This window comes from Actinomadura sp. B10D3, from assembly GCF_039871695.1.
GTDB lineage: Bacteria > Actinomycetota > Actinomycetes > Streptosporangiales > Streptosporangiaceae > Spirillospora > Spirillospora madurae.
In genome coordinates this window covers 127,939-149,671 of record NZ_JBDPLY010000006.1, presented here as the reverse complement: position 1 = coordinate 149,671, position 21,733 = coordinate 127,939, and the positions used below count along the sequence as shown (strand labels likewise).

The 21,733-nt window shown below is 72.6% G+C and carries 18 protein-coding genes; 6 read left to right on the top strand and 12 right to left on the bottom strand.

Annotation, left to right across the window (positions count from 1 at the left end):
* Positions 1-68: 68 nt before the first annotated feature.
* From ABGB11_RS12920 to ABGB11_RS12890, 7 genes are all read right to left on the bottom strand, one after another.
* Positions 69-479 carry a nitroreductase family deazaflavin-dependent oxidoreductase gene (locus ABGB11_RS12920; protein WP_347632217.1) on the bottom strand — a complete coding sequence of 137 codons (411 nt, stop codon included), beginning with the start codon at positions 477-479 and terminating at the stop codon, positions 69-71.
* A 134-nt stretch (positions 480-613) separates the two neighbouring features.
* A complete protein-coding gene (narI, locus tag ABGB11_RS12915) occupies positions 614-1,387 on the bottom strand; it encodes a respiratory nitrate reductase subunit gamma (protein WP_347632215.1) in 774 nt (257 codons plus the stop codon).
* A complete protein-coding gene (gene narJ, locus ABGB11_RS12910; RefSeq protein ID WP_347632213.1) occupies positions 1,384-2,061 on the bottom strand; it encodes a nitrate reductase molybdenum cofactor assembly chaperone in 678 nt (225 codons plus the stop codon). The genes narI and narJ overlap by 4 nt, the downstream gene beginning before the upstream one ends.
* Positions 2,058-3,776, bottom strand: a complete 1,719-nt coding sequence (gene narH, locus ABGB11_RS12905; protein WP_347632211.1) for a nitrate reductase subunit beta — start codon at positions 3,774-3,776, stop codon at positions 2,058-2,060. The genes narJ and narH overlap by 4 nt, the downstream gene beginning before the upstream one ends.
* Position 3,777: 1 nt before the next feature.
* Complete coding sequence (locus ABGB11_RS12900) at positions 3,778-7,416, bottom strand: nitrate reductase subunit alpha (protein ID WP_347632432.1); 3,639 nt, start codon at positions 7,414-7,416, stop codon at positions 3,778-3,780.
* Between the two features lie 94 nt (positions 7,417-7,510).
* Entirely contained in the window at positions 7,511-8,752 is a 1,242-nt protein-coding gene (locus ABGB11_RS12895) for an MFS transporter (protein WP_347632209.1), read from the bottom strand.
* Positions 8,753-8,894: 142 nt separating this feature from the next.
* Complete coding sequence (locus tag ABGB11_RS12890; protein ID WP_347632207.1) at positions 8,895-9,887, bottom strand: nitroreductase family protein; 993 nt, start codon at positions 9,885-9,887, stop codon at positions 8,895-8,897.
* A gap of 137 nt (positions 9,888-10,024) precedes the next feature.
* On the opposite strand from ABGB11_RS12890, the gene ABGB11_RS12885 reads away from it, so the two are divergent.
* Both ABGB11_RS12885 and ABGB11_RS12880 read left to right on the top strand, forming a co-directional pair.
* Complete coding sequence (locus tag ABGB11_RS12885) at positions 10,025-11,188, top strand: acyl-CoA dehydrogenase family protein (protein WP_347632205.1); 1,164 nt, start codon at positions 10,025-10,027, stop codon at positions 11,186-11,188.
* A 31-nt stretch (positions 11,189-11,219) separates the two neighbouring features.
* Positions 11,220-11,768, top strand: a complete 549-nt coding sequence (locus ABGB11_RS12880) for a TetR/AcrR family transcriptional regulator (RefSeq protein ID WP_347632203.1) — start codon at positions 11,220-11,222, stop codon at positions 11,766-11,768.
* 7 nt (positions 11,769-11,775) lie between these two features.
* Here ABGB11_RS12880 and ABGB11_RS12875 read toward each other — a convergent pair whose 3' ends face one another.
* Together ABGB11_RS12875 and ABGB11_RS12870 are read right to left on the bottom strand one after the other, a co-directional pair.
* The gene (locus ABGB11_RS12875) at positions 11,776-12,249 is read right to left on the bottom strand and encodes a hypothetical protein (RefSeq protein WP_347632201.1); all 474 of its coding nucleotides are present in this window, start codon (positions 12,247-12,249) and stop codon (positions 11,776-11,778) included.
* Positions 12,250-12,368: 119 nt separating this feature from the next.
* The gene (locus ABGB11_RS12870; RefSeq protein WP_347632199.1) at positions 12,369-12,554 is read right to left on the bottom strand and encodes a hypothetical protein; all 186 of its coding nucleotides are present in this window, start codon (positions 12,552-12,554) and stop codon (positions 12,369-12,371) included.
* A 267-nt stretch (positions 12,555-12,821) separates the two neighbouring features.
* On the opposite strand from ABGB11_RS12870, the gene chvE reads away from it, so the two are divergent.
* From chvE to ABGB11_RS12850, 4 genes are read left to right on the top strand one after another with little or no spacing between them, the layout of a single operon-like run.
* On the top strand, positions 12,822-13,952 hold the full coding sequence (gene chvE, locus ABGB11_RS12865; RefSeq protein WP_347632197.1) for a multiple monosaccharide ABC transporter substrate-binding protein: 1,131 nt from the start codon (positions 12,822-12,824) through the stop codon (positions 13,950-13,952).
* Positions 13,953-14,007: 55 nt separating this feature from the next.
* On the top strand, positions 14,008-15,546 hold the full coding sequence (gene mmsA, locus ABGB11_RS12860) for a multiple monosaccharide ABC transporter ATP-binding protein (RefSeq protein WP_347632195.1): 1,539 nt from the start codon (positions 14,008-14,010) through the stop codon (positions 15,544-15,546).
* Positions 15,543-16,784, top strand: a complete 1,242-nt coding sequence (mmsB, locus tag ABGB11_RS12855) for a multiple monosaccharide ABC transporter permease (protein ID WP_347632193.1) — start codon at positions 15,543-15,545, stop codon at positions 16,782-16,784. Before mmsA ends, mmsB begins: the two co-directional genes overlap by 4 nt.
* A 44-nt stretch (positions 16,785-16,828) precedes the next feature.
* Entirely contained in the window at positions 16,829-17,851 is a 1,023-nt protein-coding gene (locus ABGB11_RS12850; RefSeq protein ID WP_347632191.1) for a LacI family DNA-binding transcriptional regulator, read from the top strand.
* On the opposite strand, the gene araB is transcribed toward ABGB11_RS12850, so the two are convergent.
* Genes araB through ABGB11_RS12835 form a run of 3 tightly spaced genes read right to left on the bottom strand, consistent with a single transcriptional unit; the run spans position 17,848 to position 21,718 of the window.
* Positions 17,848-19,476, bottom strand: a complete 1,629-nt coding sequence (araB, locus tag ABGB11_RS12845) for a ribulokinase (protein WP_347632189.1) — start codon at positions 19,474-19,476, stop codon at positions 17,848-17,850. The genes ABGB11_RS12850 and araB overlap by 4 nt on opposite strands.
* Positions 19,477-19,499: 23 nt before the next feature.
* Positions 19,500-20,996, bottom strand: coding sequence for an L-arabinose isomerase (gene araA / locus ABGB11_RS12840; protein WP_347632187.1), 1,497 nt, complete (start codon positions 20,994-20,996; stop codon positions 19,500-19,502).
* Entirely contained in the window at positions 20,993-21,718 is a 726-nt protein-coding gene (locus ABGB11_RS12835; RefSeq protein WP_347632185.1) for an L-ribulose-5-phosphate 4-epimerase, read from the bottom strand. The genes araA and ABGB11_RS12835 overlap by 4 nt, the downstream gene beginning before the upstream one ends.
* Positions 21,719-21,733: the final 15 nt, after the last annotated feature.

Sequence of the window (21,733 nt, the reverse complement as noted above, 5' to 3'; positions counted from 1 at the left end):
TTCGTTACCCGGTCCCGACCATCGCACTCCGGCGACCGCGCGGGGCTCCGTGCCGGCGCCGGGACGCGCTACGTCGGCGGGTCGATCAGGAAGACCGGGCGGGGAGCGTCCGGGCGGGCGTCGAAGGTGTCGCGGACGAAGGGGACGATCCTGAACTTGCGGCGGTAGGCGTCCAGGACGGCCTGCTCGCGGCCGCCGGTGACCTCGGTCAGGCGCACCCGCCGGAAGCGGCGTCCTCGTCCGAGCTCGGCCCGGCCGTCGGCGCGGACGTTGTGGACCCAGTGGGTGTCGCCGAACGGCGACACGAGCCATTCCCGGCCGTCGAACTTCAGCAGGGCGACGGGGGCGGTGCGGAGCAGGCCGCTGCGCCTGCCGGTGGTGCGCAGAAGGCGGAGGGGTCCCATCGGGACGCCCCGGGAGAGCAGGCGGGCGGGCACGCGGCTCATCCGCGCGAGGCGGGGCGGCAGGTCGGCGGTCATGATCGCTCCAGATCGAGTGCGTGTAGCAGTAACCGGTGTAATTTCCTCCACTTAACCGTGCCACGGCCGCCGCACGCCCGCAAGGTAAATGGAGGAATTATTTCCACTTCATTGCGGACCGCCTTCGGGGCCGGTCAGCGGGCCTGCTCCCAGCCGCGGCGCGGGCGGTGCATGCCGAGCTGCTCGTCGCGGCTCCGGTAGACGATGTAGGGCCGGGTCAGGTAGCCGAGCGGTGCGGTCAGCATGTGGACGAGACGGGTGAAGGGCCAGACGCAGAAAAGGGCCAGGGCGCTGAGGGCGTGGAGCTGGAACAGGATGGGGACATCGGTCATCAGGTCGGGGTCCGGCTGGAAGTAGAAGATCGACCGGAACCACGGGGAGACCGTCTCGCGGTAGTTGTAGCCGCCGCCGACGATGTTCGCCGCGACGGTGGCGGCCAGGCCGAGGACGATGGTCAGCGTGAGCACCGCGTACATCAGCTTGTCGTTGCGGGTCGTGGCGGAGAAGACGGGCCCCACGGTGCGGCGCCGGTAGATCAGGATCGCGAGCCCGGCGAGCGTGCAGAACCCGGCGACGGTGCCGAGCACCACGGCGACGACGTGGTACATGTGCTCGGTAATCCCGGCGGCCTCGGTCCAGCCGTCGGGGATGACCAGCCCGCCGACGTGGCCGAGCAGCACGACGAGGATGCCGAAGTGGAAGAGCGGGCTGCCGATGCGGAGCAGGCGCCGCTCGTAGAGCTGGGACGAGCGGGTCGTCCAGCCGAACTTGTCGTAGCGGTACCGCCAGATGTGCCCGAGGACGAACACCGCGAGGGTGACGTAGGGCAGGACGACCCAGAGCAGGATCCCGGCGACACCGGGATCGCCTCCGTTCTCGGCGGCCAGGACGCCGGCACTGCCGGTCATGAGCGGGCTCCAACGACGGGATCGGGCAGCAGGACCGGGCCCGTGGCGGTCGCGTCCGCCCCGTAGGGGGCGAGGCCGACCTCCTCCTCGGGCGGCCCTTCGGCGATGAGGCGGGCGACGGCCCCCTCGGTGCGGCCGGTCAGCGGCGGCAGGGTCGCGGCGACCGCGTCCAGGACGGGCGCCCACGGCGATCCGGACTCGCTGAGGGACAGCCGCAGGAGTTCCAGCCCGGCGCGGTGTTCGAGCAGCAGCCGGCGCCCTTGGGCGAGGTCGCCGGTCGCGGCGAATTCGAGGACGACGGCGAGGTGGTCGGGGAGTTCGCCGCCGTCCAGGACGAGCCCGGCCGCGTCGTAGGCCTGCTTGAAGCGCAGCAGCGCCATCCCGCGTTTCCGGGTGTCGCCGTAGGCGTAGTACGTCAGGTAGAGGCAGCACCGTTTGCGGTGGTCGAACGTGGCGACGTAGTCGGCGGCCAGATCCCGCGGCGCGGCCGCGTCCAGGTGGTCCAGGACGCGGCCCAGCGGCTCGGCGACGGTCGCGGGCAGGCCCGCCACGGCCCGGCGGAGCAGCGGGCGGCGGCCGAGCAGTTCCTCGTCGGGGTAGCCGAGCAGCAGGGACGCGACCTGCCAGGCCGCGGCCAGCTGGGCGTCGGTGGTCTTCGCGGGTCGGGTTCTCACGGCTTGGGCTCCGTTTCGGCGTCACCGGAGTCGGCGGGCGGGTTCTCGGGCCTGCGGGCGGGGAACAGGCCGGCCGGGGCGCCCTTGCCGTCCCAATTGAGCAGGTTGACGCGGGTGTGCTTGTCGGCCGGGTCGACCGGGTTGTCGGAGGTCTGCCGCTCCCGCAGCATGTGGAAGTTCTCGACCGCGATCGGGTTGGCGCCGCCGGACGCCTCGCCGAAGGGGCCGGAGCCGCCGCCCGCCCCGGCGCCGCCCATCCCGGGCCCGCCCTCGTAGTCCAGGGCGCACTCGGTGGCCAGCTCCTCCAGGCCGTGGGCCTGCTCGGCGTGCGCGGGCGGGATCACGTACCGCTCGTCGTACTTGGCGAGCGCGAGCAGCCGGTACATGTCGTACATCGCCTCCCCGGACATCCCGGCGCCCTCCGGGATGGACGCGTCGGGCTCGCGGCCGAGGTTGATGTCGCGCATGTAGGACCGCATCGCGGCCAGCCGCCGCAGGACGGCGTCGACCGGGGCGGTGTCGCCGGCGGTGAACAGCTCGGCGAGGTACTCGACGGGGATGCGCAGCGCGTCGATCGCGGCGAACAGGTTCCCGGCGTTCTCGGCGTCGTGGCCGGTGTCGCGGACGACGTCCACGACCGGGGACAGCGGCGGGATGTACCAGACCATCGGCATCGTCCGGTACTCCGGATGCAGCGGCAGCGCGACCTTGTAGGTGTTGATGAGGGCGTAGATCGGGGACCGCTGGGCGGCCTCGATCCAGTCGGCCGGGATGCCCTCGCGTTCGGCGGCGGCGATGACCCGCGGGTCGTGCGGGTCGAGGAACACCTGCCGCTGCGCCTCGTACAGGTCGGTGTCGTCGGGGGCGGACGCCGCCTCCAGGACCCTGTCGGCGTCGTAGAGGATCAGCCCGATGTAGCGGAGCCGCCCCACGCAGGTCTCCGAGCAGACGGTGGGGATGCCGACCTCGATGCGCGGGAAGCAGAACGTGCACTTCTCAGCCTTGCCGGTCCGGTGGTTGAAGTACACCTTCTTGTACGGGCAGCCCGACACGCACATCCGCCAGCCGCGGCAGCGGTCCTGGTCGACCAGGACGATGCCGTCCTCGGTGCGCTTGTAGATGGCGCCGGACGGGCAGGACGCCGCGCAGCTCGGGTTGAGGCAGTGCTCGCAGATCCGCGGCAGGTAGAACATGAAGGTCTTGTCGAACTCCATCTTCACCTTGTCGGAGATCTCCCTGAGCAGGACGTCCTTGTCGCCGTGCTCGACGGACCCGCCGAGGTCGTCGTCCCAGTTCGCCGACCAGGACACCTTCATGTCCCGGCCGGACAGCAGCGACCGCGGCCGGGCGACCGGGGTGTGCTCCTGGAGGGGCGCGTCGGTGAGGGTCTCGTAGTCGTAGGTCCAGGGCTCGTAGTAGTCGTCGATCCCGGGCAGCTTGGGGTTGGAGAAGATCGTCAGGAGTTTGCGGAGCCGGCCGCCGCCCTTGAGCGCCAGCCGCCCGCGCCGGTTCAGCGTCCAGCCGCCGCGCCAGCGCTCCTGGTCCTCGTACCGGCGCGGGTAGCCCTGGCCGGGACGGGTCTCGACGTTGTTGAACCAGACGTACTCGACGCCGCTGCGGTTGGTCCACGCCTGCTTGCAGGTCACCGAGCAGGTGTGGCAGCCGATGCACTTGTCGAGGTTCATCACCATCGACATCTGGGCCATCACGCGCATGTCAGTAGGTCACCTCCTGGGAGCGGCGGCGGATGACGGTGACCTCGTCGCGCTGGTTCCCCGTCGGGCCGAGGTAGTTGAACGCGAACGACAGCTGCGCGTACCCGCCGATGAGATGGCTCGGCTTGATCAGCAGCCGGGTCAGGGAGTTGTGGATGCCGCCGCGCCGCCCGGAGGCCTCCGCCCGCGGGACGTCGATCAGCTTGTCCTGCGCGTGGTACATGTACACGGTGCCCTCGGGCATGCGGTGGGAGACGATCGCGCGGGCGACGACGACGCCGTTGCGGTTGACCGCCTCGATCCAGTCGTTGTCGCGGACGCCGATCTTCGCCGCGTCGACGCCGCTCATCCAGATCACCGGGCCGCCGCGCGACAGCGACAGCATGAACAGGTTGTCCTGGTACTCCGAGTGGATCGACCACTTGTTGTGCGGGGTGAGGTACCGGACGGTCAGCCCCAGCTCGCCCGTCTCGCCCAGCTCGGGCTCGCCGAACAGGGCGGCCATGTTCAGCGGCGGCCGGAACGCCGGGAGCTGCTCGCCCAGCTCGGCCATCCAGTCGTGGTCGAGGTAGAAGTGCTGCCGCCCGGTGAGGGTGTGCCACGGCTTGAGCCGCTCGACGTTGATCGTGAACGGCGAGTACCGGCGCCCGCCGCTCTCCGACCCCGACCACTCCGGGGACGTGATGACCGGGACGGGGCGGGCCTGGGTGTCGGCGAACGTGATCCGCTTGCCCTCGTGCTCGGCGGCCAGGTCGGCGAGGCGCCGCCCGGTGCGCCGCTCCACCGTGCGGAAGCCCTGGGTGGCGAGGTGCCCGTTCGTGGTGCCGGACAGCGCCAGGATCGTCTCGCACGCGTGCACGTCCCGCCGCAGCGACGGGCGGCCGTCGGCCGGCCCGCCGCGCACCACGCCGTTCTTGTGCTTGAGGTACTCGACCTCGCGTTCCAGCTGGAAGGTGACACCCTTCGTCGTCGCGCCGAGCCGCTCCGCCAGCGGGCCGAGCGCGGTCATCTTCGCCGCGACCGCGGGATAGTCGCGCTCGACCGTCACGAGCTTCGGCATCGTCACGCCGGGGACGGGCTCGCACTCGCCCTTGGCCCAGTCGAGGACGCGTCCGTGCGGCGTGGCCATCTCGTCCGGCGTGTCGTGCAGCAGCGGCATCGCGACGACGTCCCTGCGCACGCCCAGGTGCGCCCCGGCGAGGCGGCTGAACTGCGCGGCGATGTCCTGGAAGGCCCGCCAGTCGCTGCGGGTCTGCCACGGCGGCGCGATCGCCGGGTTGAACGAGTGGACGAAGGGGTGCATGTCGGTGGTGTTCAGGTCGTGCTTCTCGTACCAGGTCGCGGCGGGCAGCACGATGTCGGAGTAGACGGTGGTGCTGGTCATCCGGAAGTCCAGCGACAGCAGCAGGTCGAGCTTCCCGGCCGGGGCCTCGTCCCGCCAGACGACCTCCTCGGGCCGGACGTCCGGGGGCGCCTCCTCCGCCCGCACCGCCGACGCCGCGCCGAGCAGGTGCTTGAGGAAGTACTCGTTGCCCTTGGCCGACGACCCCAGCAGGTTCGACCGCCAGACCGACAGGACGCGGGGGAAGTTCTCGGGGGCGTCGGGGTCCTGGCAGGCGAACGCCAGCCGCCCGGCCTTCAGCTCGTCGACCACGTGCGCGGCGACGTCCTTGCCCGCAGCCGACGCCTCGTCGGCGAGGTCGAGGGGGTTGCGGTCGAACGTCGGGTAGGACGGCATCCAGCCCAGCCGGGCCGCCTGCGCGATCACGTCCGCGGTGGACCTCCCGGCCAGCCGCCCGCCGCCGGTCGCGGCCGACAGGGTGCCCGCGTCGAACCGGTCGTAGCGGAACTGGTCGGTGTGCAGGTACCAGAACGCGGTGCCGATCATCTGCCGCGGCGGGCGGGACCAGTCCAGCCCGAACGCCAGCTGCGCCCACCCCGTCACCGGGCGGCACTTCTCCTGCCCGACGTAGTGGGCCCATCCCCCGCCGTTCACGCCCTGCCCGCCGGTCAGCGTGGTCAGCGCCAGGAACGTCCGGTAGATCGTGTCGGAGTGGAACCAGTGGTTCGTCCCCGCGCCCATGATGATCATCGAGCGGCCGCGGGACTCCTCGGCGTTGGCGGCGTACTCGCGCCCGATCCGCTCGGCGGCCTGTGCGGGGACGCCGGTGATGCCCTCCTGCCAGGCGGGGGTGCCGGGCTCGGACGCGTCGCCGTACCCGGACGGCCACGACCCGGGCAGCCCGTCCCGTCCCACCCCGTACTGGGCGAGCAGCAGGTCGAACACCGTCGTGACCAGGTGGCCGCCGACGTTCCGGACGGGCACCCCTCTGCGGAGCGTTCCCGGCGAGCCGTCGACGCCGTCGAAACAGGCCAGGCTCACCTCGACGGCGTCCCCGCCCTCGACCGACAGCAGCGGGTCCGCGCCGCCCAGGTCGAGGTTCCACCGGCCCTCGCCGGACTCGCCGTAGCGGAAGCCCAGCGACCCGTTCGGGACGAGCGGATGCCCGGTCACCGCGTCCAGGATCACCGTCTTGAACGCCGCGTTCTCCGACTCCGCCTCGGCTCCCGGCAGGTCGGCCGCGGTGAGGAACTTGCCCGGGACGCGGACACCGTCGCGCTCCTCCACGCGCACCAGGAACGGCAGGTCGCTGTAGCGCTTCACGTAGTCGGTGAAGTACGGCACCTGCCGGTCGACGAAGAACTCCTTGAGGATCACGTGCCCCATCGCCATCGCCAGGGCGCCGTCCGTGCCCGGCCGGGCGGGCAGCCACTCGTCGGCGAACTTGACGTTGTCGGCGTAGTCCGGGGAGACCGCGACGACCTTCTGGCCCCGGTAGCGGGCCTCGGTCATCCAGTGCGCGTCCGGGGTCCGCGTCACCGGCAGGTTCGACCCCCACATGATCAGATAGCCGGCGTCCCACCAGTCGCCCGACTCCGGCACGTCGGTCTGGTCGCCGAACACCTGCGGGGACGCCACCGGGAGGTCGGCGTACCAGTCGTAGAACGACAGCATCGTCCCGCCGACCAGGGACACGAACCGGGCACCCGACGCGTGCGACACCATGGACATCGCCGGGATCGGGGAGAACCCCGCGACACGGTCCGGTCCGAACTCCTTGATGGTGTGGACGTGCGCGGCGGCGACCATCTCCGTCGCCTCGTCCCAGGAAGCCCGCACCAGGCCGCCCCGCCCCCGCGCCTCCTTGTAGGCGCGGGCCTTCTCCGGGTCGGAGACGACGGCGGCCCACGCCTCGACCGGATCACCGGTCCGCGCCCTGGCCTCCCGGTACATCTCCAGCAGGACGCCCCGGACGTACGGGTACCGCACCCGGGTCGGCGAATAGGTGTACCAGGAGAAGGACGCGCCCCTCGGGCAGCCCCGCGGCTCGTACTCGGGGCGGTCCGGGCCCACCGACGGGTAGTCGGTCTGCTGCGCCTCCCAGGTGATGATGCCGTCCTTGACGTACACCTTCCACGAGCACGATCCGGTGCAGTTCACCCCGTGCGTGGAGCGCACGACCTTGTCGTGCGACCAGCGGTCCCGGTAGAACGCGTCCGCCTGCCGCCCACCCTTCCTGGTCATCGTCCGCAGGTCGGGCGACACCCGCGCGCGGGTGAAGAACCTGCGGGTGCTCACCAGCGCGTCCTCCAGCGGGCCGTCCAGGCCCGGCCGGCCCTCGGTCGAAGTCACCCCTCCGCCACCCTTCCTCTCGTCGTGATCCGGGCCGGGTTCAGACCGCGGCCCGGCGGCCGGCCGCGGCGCGCCGCACGACCGTCCCGGTGAACAGCGCGGCGGCGGCCGCCACGACGGCCAGCAGCGCGAGGCCGAACGCGTAGGACCCGTAGGCGCCGTAGATCGTGCCCATCACCAGCGGCGGGACGAACCCGCCGAGACCGCCCGCGGCGCCGACCACGCCGGTGATCGAGCCGACCATGTTCGCCGGCGCCAGCCTCGCCACCAGGGCGAACGTCGCGCCGCTGCCCGCGCCGAGGGCCGCCGCCATCGCCAGGAACGCGATGGTGCCGAGCGGCTTCAGCGGCGGCGCGAACGACTGCACGGCCGCGCACGCCACCGTCACCGCGAGGCCGGCCGCCAGGACCGGCACAGCGCCGGCGCGGTCGGAGAGCCAGCCGCCGATCGGCCGCATCAGCACGGCCAGCAGCACGAAGCCCGCCATCCGGTTCGCCGCGTCGGCGTGCGACAGCCCGTACTCGGTCTTCAGGTACGTCGGCAGGTAAACCGAGAACGCCACGTAACCGCCGAACAGCACGGCGTACAGCGCCGACGCCTGCCACGTCACGCCCAGCCGGGCCGTCGCCGCGAGCCGCTTCGCCACCGGTTCGGCGGGCGCGGTCCGCCCCGGCGCCTCCCGCAGCACGAACCACGCCGCCACCGCGTAGGCCGCCAGCAGCGCGGCCGTCAGCACGAACGGCGCCGCCGTGCCCCGCGCGTCGACGAGCCGCACGGTCGTCAGCGCGCTGATCGCCGTCCCGCCCATGCCGGCGCCGAACACCCCGACCGCGAACCCGCGCCGCTCGGGCGGGAACCACCCGTTGACGAACGGGACCCCCACCGCGAACGCCGTGCCGCCGACGCCGAGGAAGAAGCCGCCCACCAGCAGGGCCGGAAGCGACGAGTTCCCGGCCAGCCCTAAGTACAGGACGGGCACGATCGTGGCCACCGACACCAGCGGGAACATGACCCGGCCGCCGAAACGGTCGGTCAGCGCCCCGACCGGGATCCGCCCGAGCGACCCGACCACCACGGGCACGGCCACCAGGAGCGACTGCTCGAACGACGACAGCCCCAGCGATTCCTTCAACCGCGGGGCGAGCGGGCTGAGCAGCGCCCACGCCCAGAAGTTCACCGCGAACCCGGCCGTGGCCATCACCAGCATGACCATGGGCCGCGCCGGCGCCGCCCGTCCCGGACGCGCCGGTACGGGAGTGCGCTCCCGCCGTATCTCCGCCACAGTGCCTTCCCGCTTTCCGCCGTCCGGCCGCTTCCGGTGGCCCTTCCCGGGTCCGGAACCGCGCAATCATGATCGATCTCCGCCGGATCTCACCCTGCTGGACGCCGCCGGGCGCCGCTAGGGACCTTCGTCCCGCGCGGGGTCACGTCTCCTCGGTGACGACCTCCTCGACCGGCCGGCGCACGGTCCCCAGTGCCTCCGCGTCGGCGACGCCCAGCCGGAGCAGCAGTTGCGGCCGGCCGCCCGCGCAGAACCGGGCGCGGATGAACTCCCGCAGCTCGGGCACCTCGAACGCCTGGGAGTGGAGCGCCACCGAGAGCCCGCTCTCCGTGGCCCGCAGCCAGACGCGCTGGAGCGCCTGCCCCGCCCGCAGCCAGTCGGACGGCGTGTCGGCGGGTGTCACCAGGAGCAGGACGACTCCCGCCGCCTCCGCGTCCGGAGTGCTCGGCACACCCCAGCCGTGGCCGCGCGCGAAGTCCCGGGCGGCGAAGTTCGGCGTGGTCTGCGGAACGGTCTGCGGATAGGCGCGCTCCTGGACGCCGTCCTGGCGGGACGTGCGGGGCGACGGCGCCCAGCGGGCGATCTCCGCCGCGTACGCCGGCGAGCGCTGCTGGACGTGCTCGGCCGCGTCGGTCAGGGCGGCCAGCGCGTTCGTGACGTGCGGGTCGACGGCCTCGATCAGCCGTGCGCCCTCGTGCCCGGCGTCGTACCGTACGGCGTCCAGCACCTCCGGGGGCACCGGGTCCGCCCGGAACCCGCCGCGGTGGCTGCGGCGCCGGGCGATCTGCGCGTGCGCCAGCAGCGTCTGCCGGTCCGCGGGCTCGCCCGGCTCCAGGTCGACGTCGGCCAGCAGGTGGGGGCGGGTGGGGTCGGGCAGCATCGTGACGACGGGCGCGTACCCGAGCGCGCGCAGCGACAGCCGCAGGGTGTAGAGGGCGGCACCGCAGCTGATCAGCATCTCGCGGCCGTCCGGGTCCGCGACGTCCAGCCGGCGGTCGGGGTCCGCGCGCAGGCTGATCCGCGTCCCGGCGACGCCGAACCGCCACGGCTGGGTGTTGTGCACCGAGGGCCCCCACACCGCGTCCCCGACGGCCCGGAGGATGTCGTCCCGCACCGTGCTCCTCGTGGTCTGCATCTCTTCTCCCTCCCTCATCTCCAGACGACCGGACGCGGGCGGGCGGGAGCAGAGCCGAAGGTCCCTCGGACCAGGGCCGATGGGCACGGCGGGGGGAACGCGCGCGCGTACCATACCTTGGAGTATGGTTCCGTACCATGGAGTACGGAGACGAGATCGTCCGCCGGGTGCGGGAGCTGGCGCCGGTGCTGTCCGAGCGCGCCCAGGGCGCCGAGGAGGCGCGGCGGCTCCCCGACGCGACCATCGCCGACCTCGCCGGCACGGGGCTGCTGCAGATGCTGGTGCCCCGGCGGTTCGGCGGCGGCGAGGGGGACTTCGAGACCATGGCGGCGGCGTGCCGCGAGGCGGGCGCCGGCTGCGCCTCGACGGGATGGCTGGCGGTCATCTACACGCTGCACAACTGGATGACCGCGCTCTTCTCCGAGCAGGCGCAGGCCGAGGTCTGGGCGGACCGGCCGTACGCGCTGATCCCCTGCGTCCTGGCGCCGACGGGCTCCGCCGAGCCGGTGGACGGCGGACACCGGGTCACCGGGCGCTGGTCGTGGGGAAGCGGGGTGATGCACGCCGGGCACGTCATGGTCATGGCGCTGGTCACCGCGGACGGCGGCATCGAGCCGCGGCTGTTCCTGCTGCCCCGCGCCGAGGTGACCGTCCACGACGTCTGGCACACCAGCGGGATGCGGGGCACCGGCAGCAACGACATCGAGGTCGCGGACGTCCACGTCCCCGCCCACCGGTCGGTGCCGCTCAAGGACCTGGCCGAGGGACGCTCGCCCGGGTCGCGCGTCCACCCCGGCGCCCTCTATCGGACCCCGCTGGTGCCGGTGTTCGCCCTGACCGGCGCGGCGCCCGTGCTCGGGGTGGCGGAGGGGGTCCTGGCGCGGTTCGCCGAGCGGATGCGGGGGCGGGTGATGGCGTACTCCGGCGAGCGGCAGCGCGACCTGGCGGGCGCGCAGATCCGGCTGGCGCAGGCCGGCGCGGACCTCGCCGCCGCCCGCCTGCTGCTGGAGGACGCGCTCCGCGACGTCGTCACGGCCGTCGCCGGCGGGGCCTGCGACCTGCGCCTGCGGGCCAGGGCCCGGCTCGTCGCCGCGCACGTGGCCGGGACGTCCCGCCGCGTCGTCAACGAGCTGTGCTCGGCGGCCGGGGCGAGCGCCCAGTTCACGAGCTCCCCGTTCCAGCGGGCGCAGCGCGATGTGAATACGATCTCCGGGCACGTGGTGTTCGACCCGGACGCGGCGTACACCCTGTACGGCAGGATCGAGCTGGGGCTGGACCCCGGCTCGGTGGTCCTCGTGTGACGGCGTCCCGGGCGGGGGAAATGGTGGTGCGATGACGGCCCGTACCAGGGTGGCGCGGCGCGACTGGATCGAGGCCGGGTACCGCGAGCTGGCCCGCGCCGGCGAGCGCGCCGTGACGATCGCCGCGCTCGCGGCCCGGCTGGGCGTCACCAAGGGCAGCTTCTACTGGCACTTCAAGGACCGCCCCGAGCTGATGCGGGCGCTGCTGGACCGGTGGGCGCACGAGCGGACCGACGAGGTGCTGGGGCTCGCCCTCGGCAGCACCGCCGACCCGCGCGAGCGGCTGCGCCGCATCCAGGCGCTCGGCCGCGAGATCGCGCCGGTCGACCGGGCGATGCGGCTGTGGGCGCAGCACGAGCCGGCCGCCGAGGAGGCCGTCCGGCACGCCGACCGGGCGCTGCTCGGGCACATCTCCGCCTGCCTGGAGGGCCTCGGCTTCGACGGCGAGGAGGCGCGGCTGCGGGCACTGCTGATGCTGCGCGCCTGGGCCGGCGGCTACCTCGTCCCGGGGACGGACCCCGATCCGCAGGACCGCATGCTGGAGATCCTCCTCGGCACCCCGCCGCGACCGCGGCGCTGACCCCCGTTCAGTCCGGGCCGCCCGCCCCGCCGGGACCGGTCCGGCGGACGAAGCCGTGCCGGGCGAGGAGGTCGGCGAGCTCGCGCCCGGCGGCGGTGAGCTCCCGGCCGAGCCCGCGGCAGGCCGGGCAGGTGTCCTCCTCCGGCTCGGCCGGGCGGGCCCTCATGTGATCGTCGATGGCGCGTTCCACGGCGGTCACGATGGCGGGCTCCCCCGCCAGCGGCAGGTCCGGCACCGTGACCGGGACCGCGCCATGGGCCGGACGCAGCTCGTGGGCGCGGCGCGCGGCCTGGGCGACCGCGACGAGCTCGCCGGCCCGCCGGTGCCACTCCACCCACCGCTCGTTCGGAGTCGTGCCCGTCCCCCCACAGGTCCCGCAGTCGGTCTCCAGCCCGTCCAGAAGCCGCGCCCACTGGGCGGCGCCACCCGCCCGTTCACCCACACCGGCCGCCCTGCGCTGGTTCCACGAATCGCTGTCCATTCAGAGTCCCGACGTGTGGGTCCCGCGGGGACCACCCCCCTAGCTCGTACGCGCGGCGGGAACGTCCGGTTCGGCCCCACCGGCACGCCTTCCCGAACCGTCCGGGACCGGCCGCCGGGTCAGCCGGCCGGTCTGCCGCTGAGCCACGTGATCGCGAGGGGGTGGCGGTACTCGATGGCGCCGTGCCCGCCGTCGAACAGCTCGAAGTGGACGCGGTCGTCGGGGACCCCGGCCGCGGCCACGGCCTGCCGGAACGCGGCGGCCCCACGTCGAGATGGAACTCGTCCCGGTGCGAGCGAACGCACGCCGATGTTTGCGTTAACCATCCGCACTGTCAAGAGTCGCCCCTGGACATCGGCCTGATTCGGCCTGTTTTGACTGCTCAAGGCCGCCCGGCCGGATCGGGGGCCGCCGGAGTGTTGACGCGCGGAGTGATAACGCTAACAATCGATGGGCGAGTTCGTCCGGGCGGGCGGTCACGGCGGTGACGCGGCGCACAGCGGGCTCTTGACATGGAAGTGTGACCGGTAACAGTGTGTCCCGGGACACCGGCACCACCCCCGAGGTGAGACGTGAAGCGTAGGAAGCTCGTCACCCTGGCGCTGGGCCTCGGCCTCGCGTTCGGCATGACCGCGTGCGGGTCGGCGGAGAAAACCGTCGACAAGGAGAAGGCCCAGAACAAGTCCGCGGCGGGCGCCCTCGTCGGCGTCACGATGCCGACGCGCTCGTCCGAGCGCTGGATCCACGACGGCGACAACGTCCGCAAGCAGCTGGAGCAGCTCGGCTACAAGGTCGACCTCCAGTACGCCCAGGACGACATCCCCACCCAGGCCAACCAGATCGACAACCAGATCACCAAGGGCGCCCGGCTGCTGGTCATCGCCTCCATCGACGGCACCGCGCTCACCACGCAGCTCCAGGCGGCGGCGGACAAGGACATCCCGGTCATCTCCTACGACCGGCTGATCCGCAACTCGCCGAACGTCGACTACTACGCCACCTTCGACAACTACAAGGTCGGCGTCCAGCAGGCGACGTCGCTGCTCGTCGGGCTCGGGCTGAAGAAGGAGGACGGCTCGGAGGGGACGGCCAAGGGCCCGTTCAACATCGAGCTGTTCGCCGGCTCCCCCGACGACAACAACGCGACGTTCTTCTACAACGGCGCGATGGACACCCTGAAGCCGTACCTCGACAAGGGGACCCTCGTCATCAAGAGCGGCCAGAAGGACTTCAAGACCATCGCGACGCTGCGGTGGAGCGCGGAGCGCGCGCAGCAGCGCATGGAGGACCTCATCACCCGCTACTACGGCGGCGGGACGAAGGTGCAGGGCGTCCTGTCCCCCTACGACGGGCTGTCGATCGGCATCCTGTCGGCGCTCAAGTCCAGCGGCTACGGCACGGGCGGCCAGAAGTACCCGATCGTGACCGGGCAGGACGCCGAGGTCGCCTCGGTCAAGTCGATCATCGCGGGCGAGCAGTACTCGACGATCTACAAGGACACCCGGCAGCTCGCCTCCGTCACGGTCAAGATGGCCGACGCCGTGCTGAAGGGGAACAAGCCCGAGGTCAACAACACCAAGGACTACGACAACGGCGTCAAGGTCGTGCCGTCGTACCTGCTGAACCCGGTGATCGTGAACAAGGGCAACTACAAGCAGCAGCTCATCGACACCGGTTACTACACCGCGAACCAGCTGCAGTAGCGCCACCCGGGCGGGCGCGCACCTCGGCGCCCGCCCGCTCCACCGGAGGACGACCATGACCGAGGCGATACTGCGGATGCGCGGCATCACCAAGACCTTTCCCGCGGTCACGGCCCTGCAGGACGTGAACCTGGAGGTGCGGCGGGGCGAGATCCACGCGATCTGCGGCGAGAACGGGGCCGGCAAGTCGACACTGATGAAGGTGCTGTCCGGGGTGTACCCGCACGGCGAGTACAGCGGCGACATCGAGTTCGAGGGCGAGCCGTGCCGGTTCTCCGGCATCCGCGACAGCGAGCAGCACGGGATCGTCATCATCCACCAGGAGCTGGCGCTCAGCCCGTACCTGTCGATCGCGGAGAACATCTACCTCGGCAACGAGCGCCGGGGACGGCTCGGGCTCATCGACTGGAACCGGACGAACGCCGACGCCGCGAAGCTCCTGGAGCGGGTCGGGCTGCACGAGAACCCGGTGACGCCCGCGATGGACCTCGGCGTCGGCAAGCAGCAGCTCGTGGAGATCGCCAAGGCGCTGTCCAAGCGGGTGAAGCTGCTCATCCTGGACGAGCCGACCGCGGCCCTCAACGACGCCGACTCCGCGCACCTGCTCGACCTGCTGCGCGGGCTGCGGGACGAGGGCATCACCTGCGTGATCATCTCGCACAAGCTGAACGAGATCCGCGCGATCGCCGACTCGACCACGATCCTGCGGGACGGCCGGACGATCGAGACGCTCGACATGAGCGGCGACGTGTCCGAGGACCGCATCATCTCCGGGATGGTCGGCCGCGACCTGGAGCACCGGTTCCCCGACCGCGTGCCCGAGATCGGCGACGAGGTGCTGCGGATCGAGGACTGGACCGTCCACTCCCCCACCCAGCGGGGCCGGACCGTCGTGCAGGGCGCCCGCCTCATGCTGCGCCGCGGCGAGATCGTGGGGCTCGCGGGCCTGATGGGCGCGGGCCGGACCGAGCTCGCGATGAGCGTCTTCGGCCGCAGCTACGGGATCGGGATCACCGGCCGGATCTACAAGGACGGCAGGGAGATCGCGGTCCGGACGGTCAGCGACGCGATCCGGCACGGCCTCGCGTACGCGACCGAGGACCGCAAGAAGTACGGGCTGAACCTCATCGAGGACGTCAAGCGCAACGTCTCCGCGGCCGGGCTGCGCGGCCTCGCGAAGGCGGGCTGGGTGGACGACAACCGCGAGTACGAGGTCGCGGAGGGGTTCCGCAAGGAGATGAACATCAAGACGCCGAACGTCCTCACGCCGGCCGGGCAGCTCAGCGGCGGCAACCAGCAGAAGGTCGTGCTGTCGAAGTGGATGTTCACCGACGCCGACGTGCTGATCCTGGACGAGCCGACCCGCGGCATCGACGTCGGCGCGAAGTACGAGATCTATTCGATCATCAACCGGATGGCCGACCAGGGCCGTGCGGTGCTGGTGATCTCCTCCGAGCTGCCCGAGCTGATCGGGATCTGCGACCGCGTGTACGCGATGGCGGGCGGGCGGATCACCGGCGAGGTGAGCCGGGCGGAGGCGACGCCGGAGCGGCTGATGCAGTACATGACCCAGACCGAGGAGACCAGGACATGAGCAGCGTGGCGCCGGCCGACAAGGCCGTGTCCCCGCCTCCGGCGCAGCGGCCGGCCCCCGGCCGGGCCCTGCCGGTGAACCTGCGGCAGAGCGGGATCTACATCGCGTTCGCGCTGATCGTGGCGCTGTTCGCGGTGCTCACCGACGGGCGGCTGCTGTCGCCGGAGAACATCTCGAACATCATCGTGCAGAACTCCTACATCCTGATCCTGTCGATCGGGATGATCCTGATCATCATCGGCGGGCACATCGACCTGTCGGTGGGGTCGGTGGTGGCGGTGACGGGCGCCGTCTCGGCCGTGCTGATGGTCAACCACGACGTGCCGTGGCCGCTGGCGGTGCTGCTGACGATCCTCGCCGGCGCCGCGATCGGGGCGTGGCAGGGGTACTGGATCGCCTACTTCGAGATCCCCGCGTTCATCGTGACGCTGGCCGGGATGCTGGTGTTCCGGGCGCTGACCCTGACCGTCCTCGGCAACCAGGGCATCGGCCCGTTTCCCGACGAGGTCCGCACGATCGCCAACGGCTTCCTGTCCGGCTACCTCGGCAACATCGCGCTCGGGCCGCTCGGCGGCGCCGACCTGTTCACCCTGCTGGTCGCGCTCGCGCTGGTCGGCGGGTACGTCGGGCTCGGATGGCGGAACCGGCAGGGGCGCATCGGCTACGGGCAGAGGGTCGAGCCGCTCGCGGTGTTCGCGCTGAAGAACGCCCTCGCGGTCGTCGTGGTCATGTTCATCGCCGTGCAGCTCGCGCGGTTCAAGAACATGCCGTGGGTGCTCGTCCTGCTGGGCGTGCTCGTGCTCGGCTACACGCTGGTGACCAACCGGGCCGTGTTCGGACGGCACCTCTACGCGCTCGGCGGCAACCCGCTCGCGGCCAAGCTGTCCGGCATCAAGGTCAAGTCGGTGTCGTTCTGGCTGTTCGTCAACATGGGCGTCCTCGCGTCCATCGCCGGCGTGGTGTTCGCCGGGCGCCTGAACCAGGCCGGCCCGACCGCCGGGACGAACTTCGAGCTGGACTCGATCGCGGCGGCGTTCATCGGCGGCGCGGCCGTGCAGGGCGGCGTCGGCAAGGTGATCGGCGCGATCACCGGCGGGCTGATCATGGGCGTGATCAACAACGGCATGTCGCTGCTCGGCGCGCCGAGCGAGCGGGTCATGCTGATCAAGGGCCTGGTGCTGCTCGCGGCGGTCGCGTTCGACATCTGGGCCAAGCGGCGCAGCGGGACGGCGCGCTGAGCACCCGGCCGCGGGACGGGCGACCCGGTATCTTCCGGAGGGACATGACCGCCACGCCACCCGCCCGGCCCGGCCTGCGGGACGTCGCCCGGCTCGCCGGCGTCTCCCACCAGACCGTGTCCCGGGTCTTCAAGAACCATCCGATGGTGAGCCAGAAGACCCGGGACCGGGTGCTGGCCGCGGCGGCGCAGCTGGACTTCCGGCCGAACGCGGCGGCCCGCGCCCTCGCCACCGGCCGGTCCCGGACGCTCGGCGTGGTCAGCTTCGACACCGCGCTGTTCGGCCCGGCCTCGATCATCGCGGCGATCGAGCGCAACGCCCGCGCCGCCGACTTCTTCACCAGCGTCGCGAGCCTGGAGTCGCCGGGGCACGGCGCGGTCGCGGGGGCGGTCGACCGGTTCCGCGACCAGGGCGTGGACGGCATCATCATGATCCCCGGGCACGTCCCGGCGGACGAGGCGCTGCGGCACCTGCCGGACGACCTGCCGACCGTCCTGCTGGGCCCGCGGGCGGCCGTGCCGACCGTGTCGGCCGACCACTACCTCGCGCCGCGGGAGGCGACCCGCTACCTGCTGGAGCTCGGGCACCGGACCGTCCACCACCTGCCGGGCCCGGCCGACTGGTCGGAGGCGAACGAGCGGACCCGCGGCTGGCGGGACGCGCTGACCGAGGCGGGCGCGGACGTCCCGGGGTGCGCGCCCGGCGACTGGAGCGCCCGGTCCGGCTACGAGCGCGGCCGGGTCCTCGCCGCCGACCGGAGCGTCACGGCCGTGTTCGCGGCGAACGACCAGATCGCGCTCGGGCTGCTGTGGGCGATCCACGAGAGCGGCCGCCGGGTGCCGGACGACGTCAGCGTGATCGGGTTCGACGACATCCCGGAGGCGGCGTTCCTCACCCCGCCGCTCACCACCGTCCGGCAGGACTTCACCGCCCTCGGCCGGCACTGCGTCGAGCTGCTGATCGCGCAGCTCACCGGGGCCGGGGCCGCGCCGGACGCGCCCAAGCTCGTGCCGAGCAAGCTCATCGTGCGCCGCAGCACCGGCCCCGCCGCCCCGTACCGGATCTAGCGCAGGGCGCGGAGGCGGTGCATGATCGCGCCGTCGGCGAAGTGGTCGTGCAGCGACCGGTAGATCTCGTAGAGGGAGTCGTAGGCGTCGGCCCGCGCCCGGTCCGGGACGAAGGCGGACGGGACGCGGCGCCCCATCGCGGCGGCGGCCGAGGTGATGTCGGGGTGCGCCCCCGCGGCGACGGCGGCATGGATGGCGGCGCCGAGCGCCGGGCCCTGCGACGACCCGATCAGGGACAGCGGGCGGCGCAGGACGTCGGCGTACACCTGCATGAGGAAGGTGTTCTTCACCAGGCCGCCCGCGACGACGAGCTCCTCGACGGGGACGCCCGACCCCTCGAACGTCTCCACGATCATGCGGGTGCCGAACGCCGTCGCCTCGATGAGCGCGCGGTAGACGTCCTCGGGCCGGGTGGCGAGCGTCTGCCCGACGATCAGGCCGGACAGGTCGTGGTCGACCAGGACCGACCGGTTGCCGTTGTGCCAGTCCAGCGCGACGAGGCCGTGCCGCCCGACCGGCTGGGGCTCGGCGAGCGCGGTGAGGTGCTCGTGGACGGTCCGCCCGGCGGCGGCCGCGGCCTGATGGTAGGCGGCGGGGACGCAGGTGTCGACGAACCAGGCGAAGATGTCGCCGACGCCGGACTGACCCGCCTCGTACCCCCACAGGCCCGGGACGATGCCGTCCTGGACGACGCCGCACATGCCGGGGACCTCGGCGAGCCGGTCCGACGACATGACGTGGCAGGTGGACGTCCCCATGATCGCGACCATCCGGCCGGGCCGGACGGCGTCGGCCGCGGCGGCGGTGACGTGCGCGTCGACGTTGCCCACCGCGACCGCGATGCCCTCCGGCAGGCCCGTCCAGGCGGCGGCCTCCGCGGTCAGCGTGCCGGCGAGGCCGCCGAGGGGCTCCAGGTCGTGGCCCAGCTTGGCGGGGAAGCCGGCGAAGCGGGGGTCGAGCGCGGCCAGGAACTCGCGGGACGGGTAGCCGCCGTCCTGGTAGATGCCCTTGTAGCCGGCCGTGCAGATGTTGCGCGACTCCCGGCCGGTGAGCCGCCAGACGATCCAGTCGGCGGCCTCGATCCACCGTTCGGCCAGGTCGTACAGGTCGGGGTCCTGGTCGAGGAGTTGCAGCCCCTTCGCGAACTCCCACTCCGAGGAGATCTTGCCGCCGTAGCGGCGCAGCCACGGCTCGCCGCGCTCGGCGGCCAGGGCGTTGATCCGGTCCGCGTGCGGCTGCGCGGCGTGGTGCTTCCAGAGTTTCGGCCAGGCGTGCGGCCGGTCGGGGTACAGCTCGCAGAGCGGCGTCCCGTCCGCGGTGGTCGGCAGGACCGTGCACGCGGTGAAGTCGGTGCCGATGCCGATGACCTGGGCGGCGGGGACCCCGGCGACGGCGAGGGCCTTCGGCACGGCGAAGCGCAGCACGTCCAGCCAGTCCCCCGGCGCCTGGAGGGCCCAGTCGGGCCCGAGCGCCGCGCCGCCCGGAAGCTCCCTGTCCATGACCCCGTGGTCGTACTCGTGCACCCCGTCGCCGACCTCGGCGCCGTCCCGGACGCGGACGAGCACCGCCCGGCCCGACAGCGTCCCGAAGTCGACGCCGACGACGTAGCGCTCGTCCGCGCTCATGGCTCCTCCTCGCAGAAAGCCGGTTACAGGCCGCGGGCCAGGCGATGGTACGCCTGGTTCCAGCGGATCTCCTTGGTGAACTGCCGCAGGGTGGTGCCGGCGTCGATGGTGAGCAGCTCGACCCCGGCCATCTCGGCGAGGTCGTCCAGCTCCTGCGCGCCGAGCGCGGCGGACAGCACGGTGTGGTGCGGCGCCCCCGCCGTCAGCCACGCCTCGGTGGAGGTGCGCAGGTCCGGCAGCGGGCGCCACACCGCACGGGCGACCGGCAGATTCGGCAGCGGCTCCGGCGGCGCGACGACCTCGATCTCGTTGGCGACGAGCCGGAACCGGTCGCCCATGTCGGCCAGGCCGGCCACCACGGCCGGGCCCGGCTCGGCGTCGAACACCAGGCGCACCGGGTCCTCCCGCCCGCCGATGGCGAGCGGATGGATCTCCAGCGCCGGGCGGCCGGCGGCGATCGACGGGCACACCTCCAGCATGTGCGCCCCGAGGATCAGCTCGTTGCCGGGCTCCAGGTGGTAGGTGTAGTCCTCCATGAACGAGGTGCCGCCGGCCAGCCCCGCGGATGCGGCCTTCAGCGTCCGCAGCAGCGCGGCGGTCTTCCAGTCGCCCTCGCCGCCGAAGCCGTAGCCGTCGGCCATGAGCCGCTGGACGGCGAGGCCGGGCAACTGCCGGAGCCCGCCGAGGTCCTCGAAGTTCGTGGTGAACGCCTGGAAGCCGCCGCCGTCCAGGAACGTCCGCAGGCCGAGCTCGATCCGCGCGCCGTAGCGGAGCGCGTCGTGGCGCTCGCCGCCCGCCCGCAGCGCGGGGACCACGTCGTACACGTCCTCGTACTCCTTGACCAGCTCGGCGATGTCGTCGTCGGGGACGGCGTCCACCACCTCCACCAGGTCGTTCACGCCGTAGGTGTTGACGGAGACGCCGAACCGGAGCTGCGCCTCGACCTTGTCGCCCTCGGTGACCGCGACGTCCCGCATGTTGTCGCCGAACCGGGCGAGCCGCAGCGTGCGCAGTTCGTGGTACCCGGCCGCGGCCCGCGCCCACCCGGCGACGCGCGCCCCGACCGCCGGATCGCCGACGTGCCCGGCGACGGTCTTGCGGGCGACGCCGATCCGTGCCTGGACGTACCCGAACTCCCGGTCGCCGTGCGCGGCCTGATTGAGGTTCATGAAGTCCATGTCGATCGTCCGCCAGGGCAGCTCGACGTTCGCCTGCGTGTGCAGGTGCAGCAGCGGCTTGCCGAGCGCGTCCAGGCCGGCGATCCACATCTTGGCCGGGGAGAAGGTGTGCATCCACGCGATCACGCCGATGCAGGAGTCGTCGGCGCCCGCGTCCAGGCAGGTGCGGCGGATCGCGTCCGCGCCGGTCAGCACGGGCTTCCACGTCAGCGCGACGGGGAGCGCCTCGCCGAGCCGCGCGGCGATCTCCCGGGACTGGGCGGCGACCTGGTGCAGGGTGTCCTCGCCGTACAGGCCCTGGCTGCCGGTGAGGAACCAGATCTCGCGGTTCGGGAAGCTCATGGTCGGCCCTTCTGCCCGTAGACGTTCTGGTAGCGGTCGTAGAGCCGGTCGACGTCGCCGGCGGCCATCGGCAGCGGCTCGCCGAGCTGGCGGGACACGTGGACGGTGCGGGCCGCGTCCTCGCACATCACGGCCGCCTTGACCGCGGCGCGGGCGTCGGCGCCGATGGTGAAGACGCCGTGGTTGCGCATGAGGACGGCGGGGCTGCGGTGCCCGTCGAGGGTCTCGACGATGCCGCGGCCGATGTCGTCGCCGCCGATGAGCGCGAACGGGCCGACGGGGATCTCGCCGCCGAACTCGTCGGCCATCGCGGTCAGCACGCACGGGATGGGCTCGTCGCGCGCCGCCCACGCGGTGGCGTAGGTCGAGTGGGTGTGGACCACTCCCCCGACGTCCGGGCGGTGCCGGTACACGTACGCGTGCGCGTAGACGTCGCTGGACGGCGCGAGCGCCGCCTCCCCGACCGGCTCGCCGTCCAGGTCGCACAGCACCATCGCGTCCGGGGTGAGGTCCTCGTACGGGACGCCGCTGGGTTTGATCAGGAAGGCGTCCTCGCCGGCGCGGGCGGAGACGTTCCCGGCCGTCCACACCACGAGGCCGCTCTCGACGAGCATCCGGTGCAGGGCGGCGAGCTCCGTGCGGAGCACGGCGATCGCCCCGCCCGGGTCCGAGCGCTCCGCGCCGGGGGTCTCGGGGGCCGCCCCCGGAGGAGACTCTGGCATGTCCACTCCTTGTTA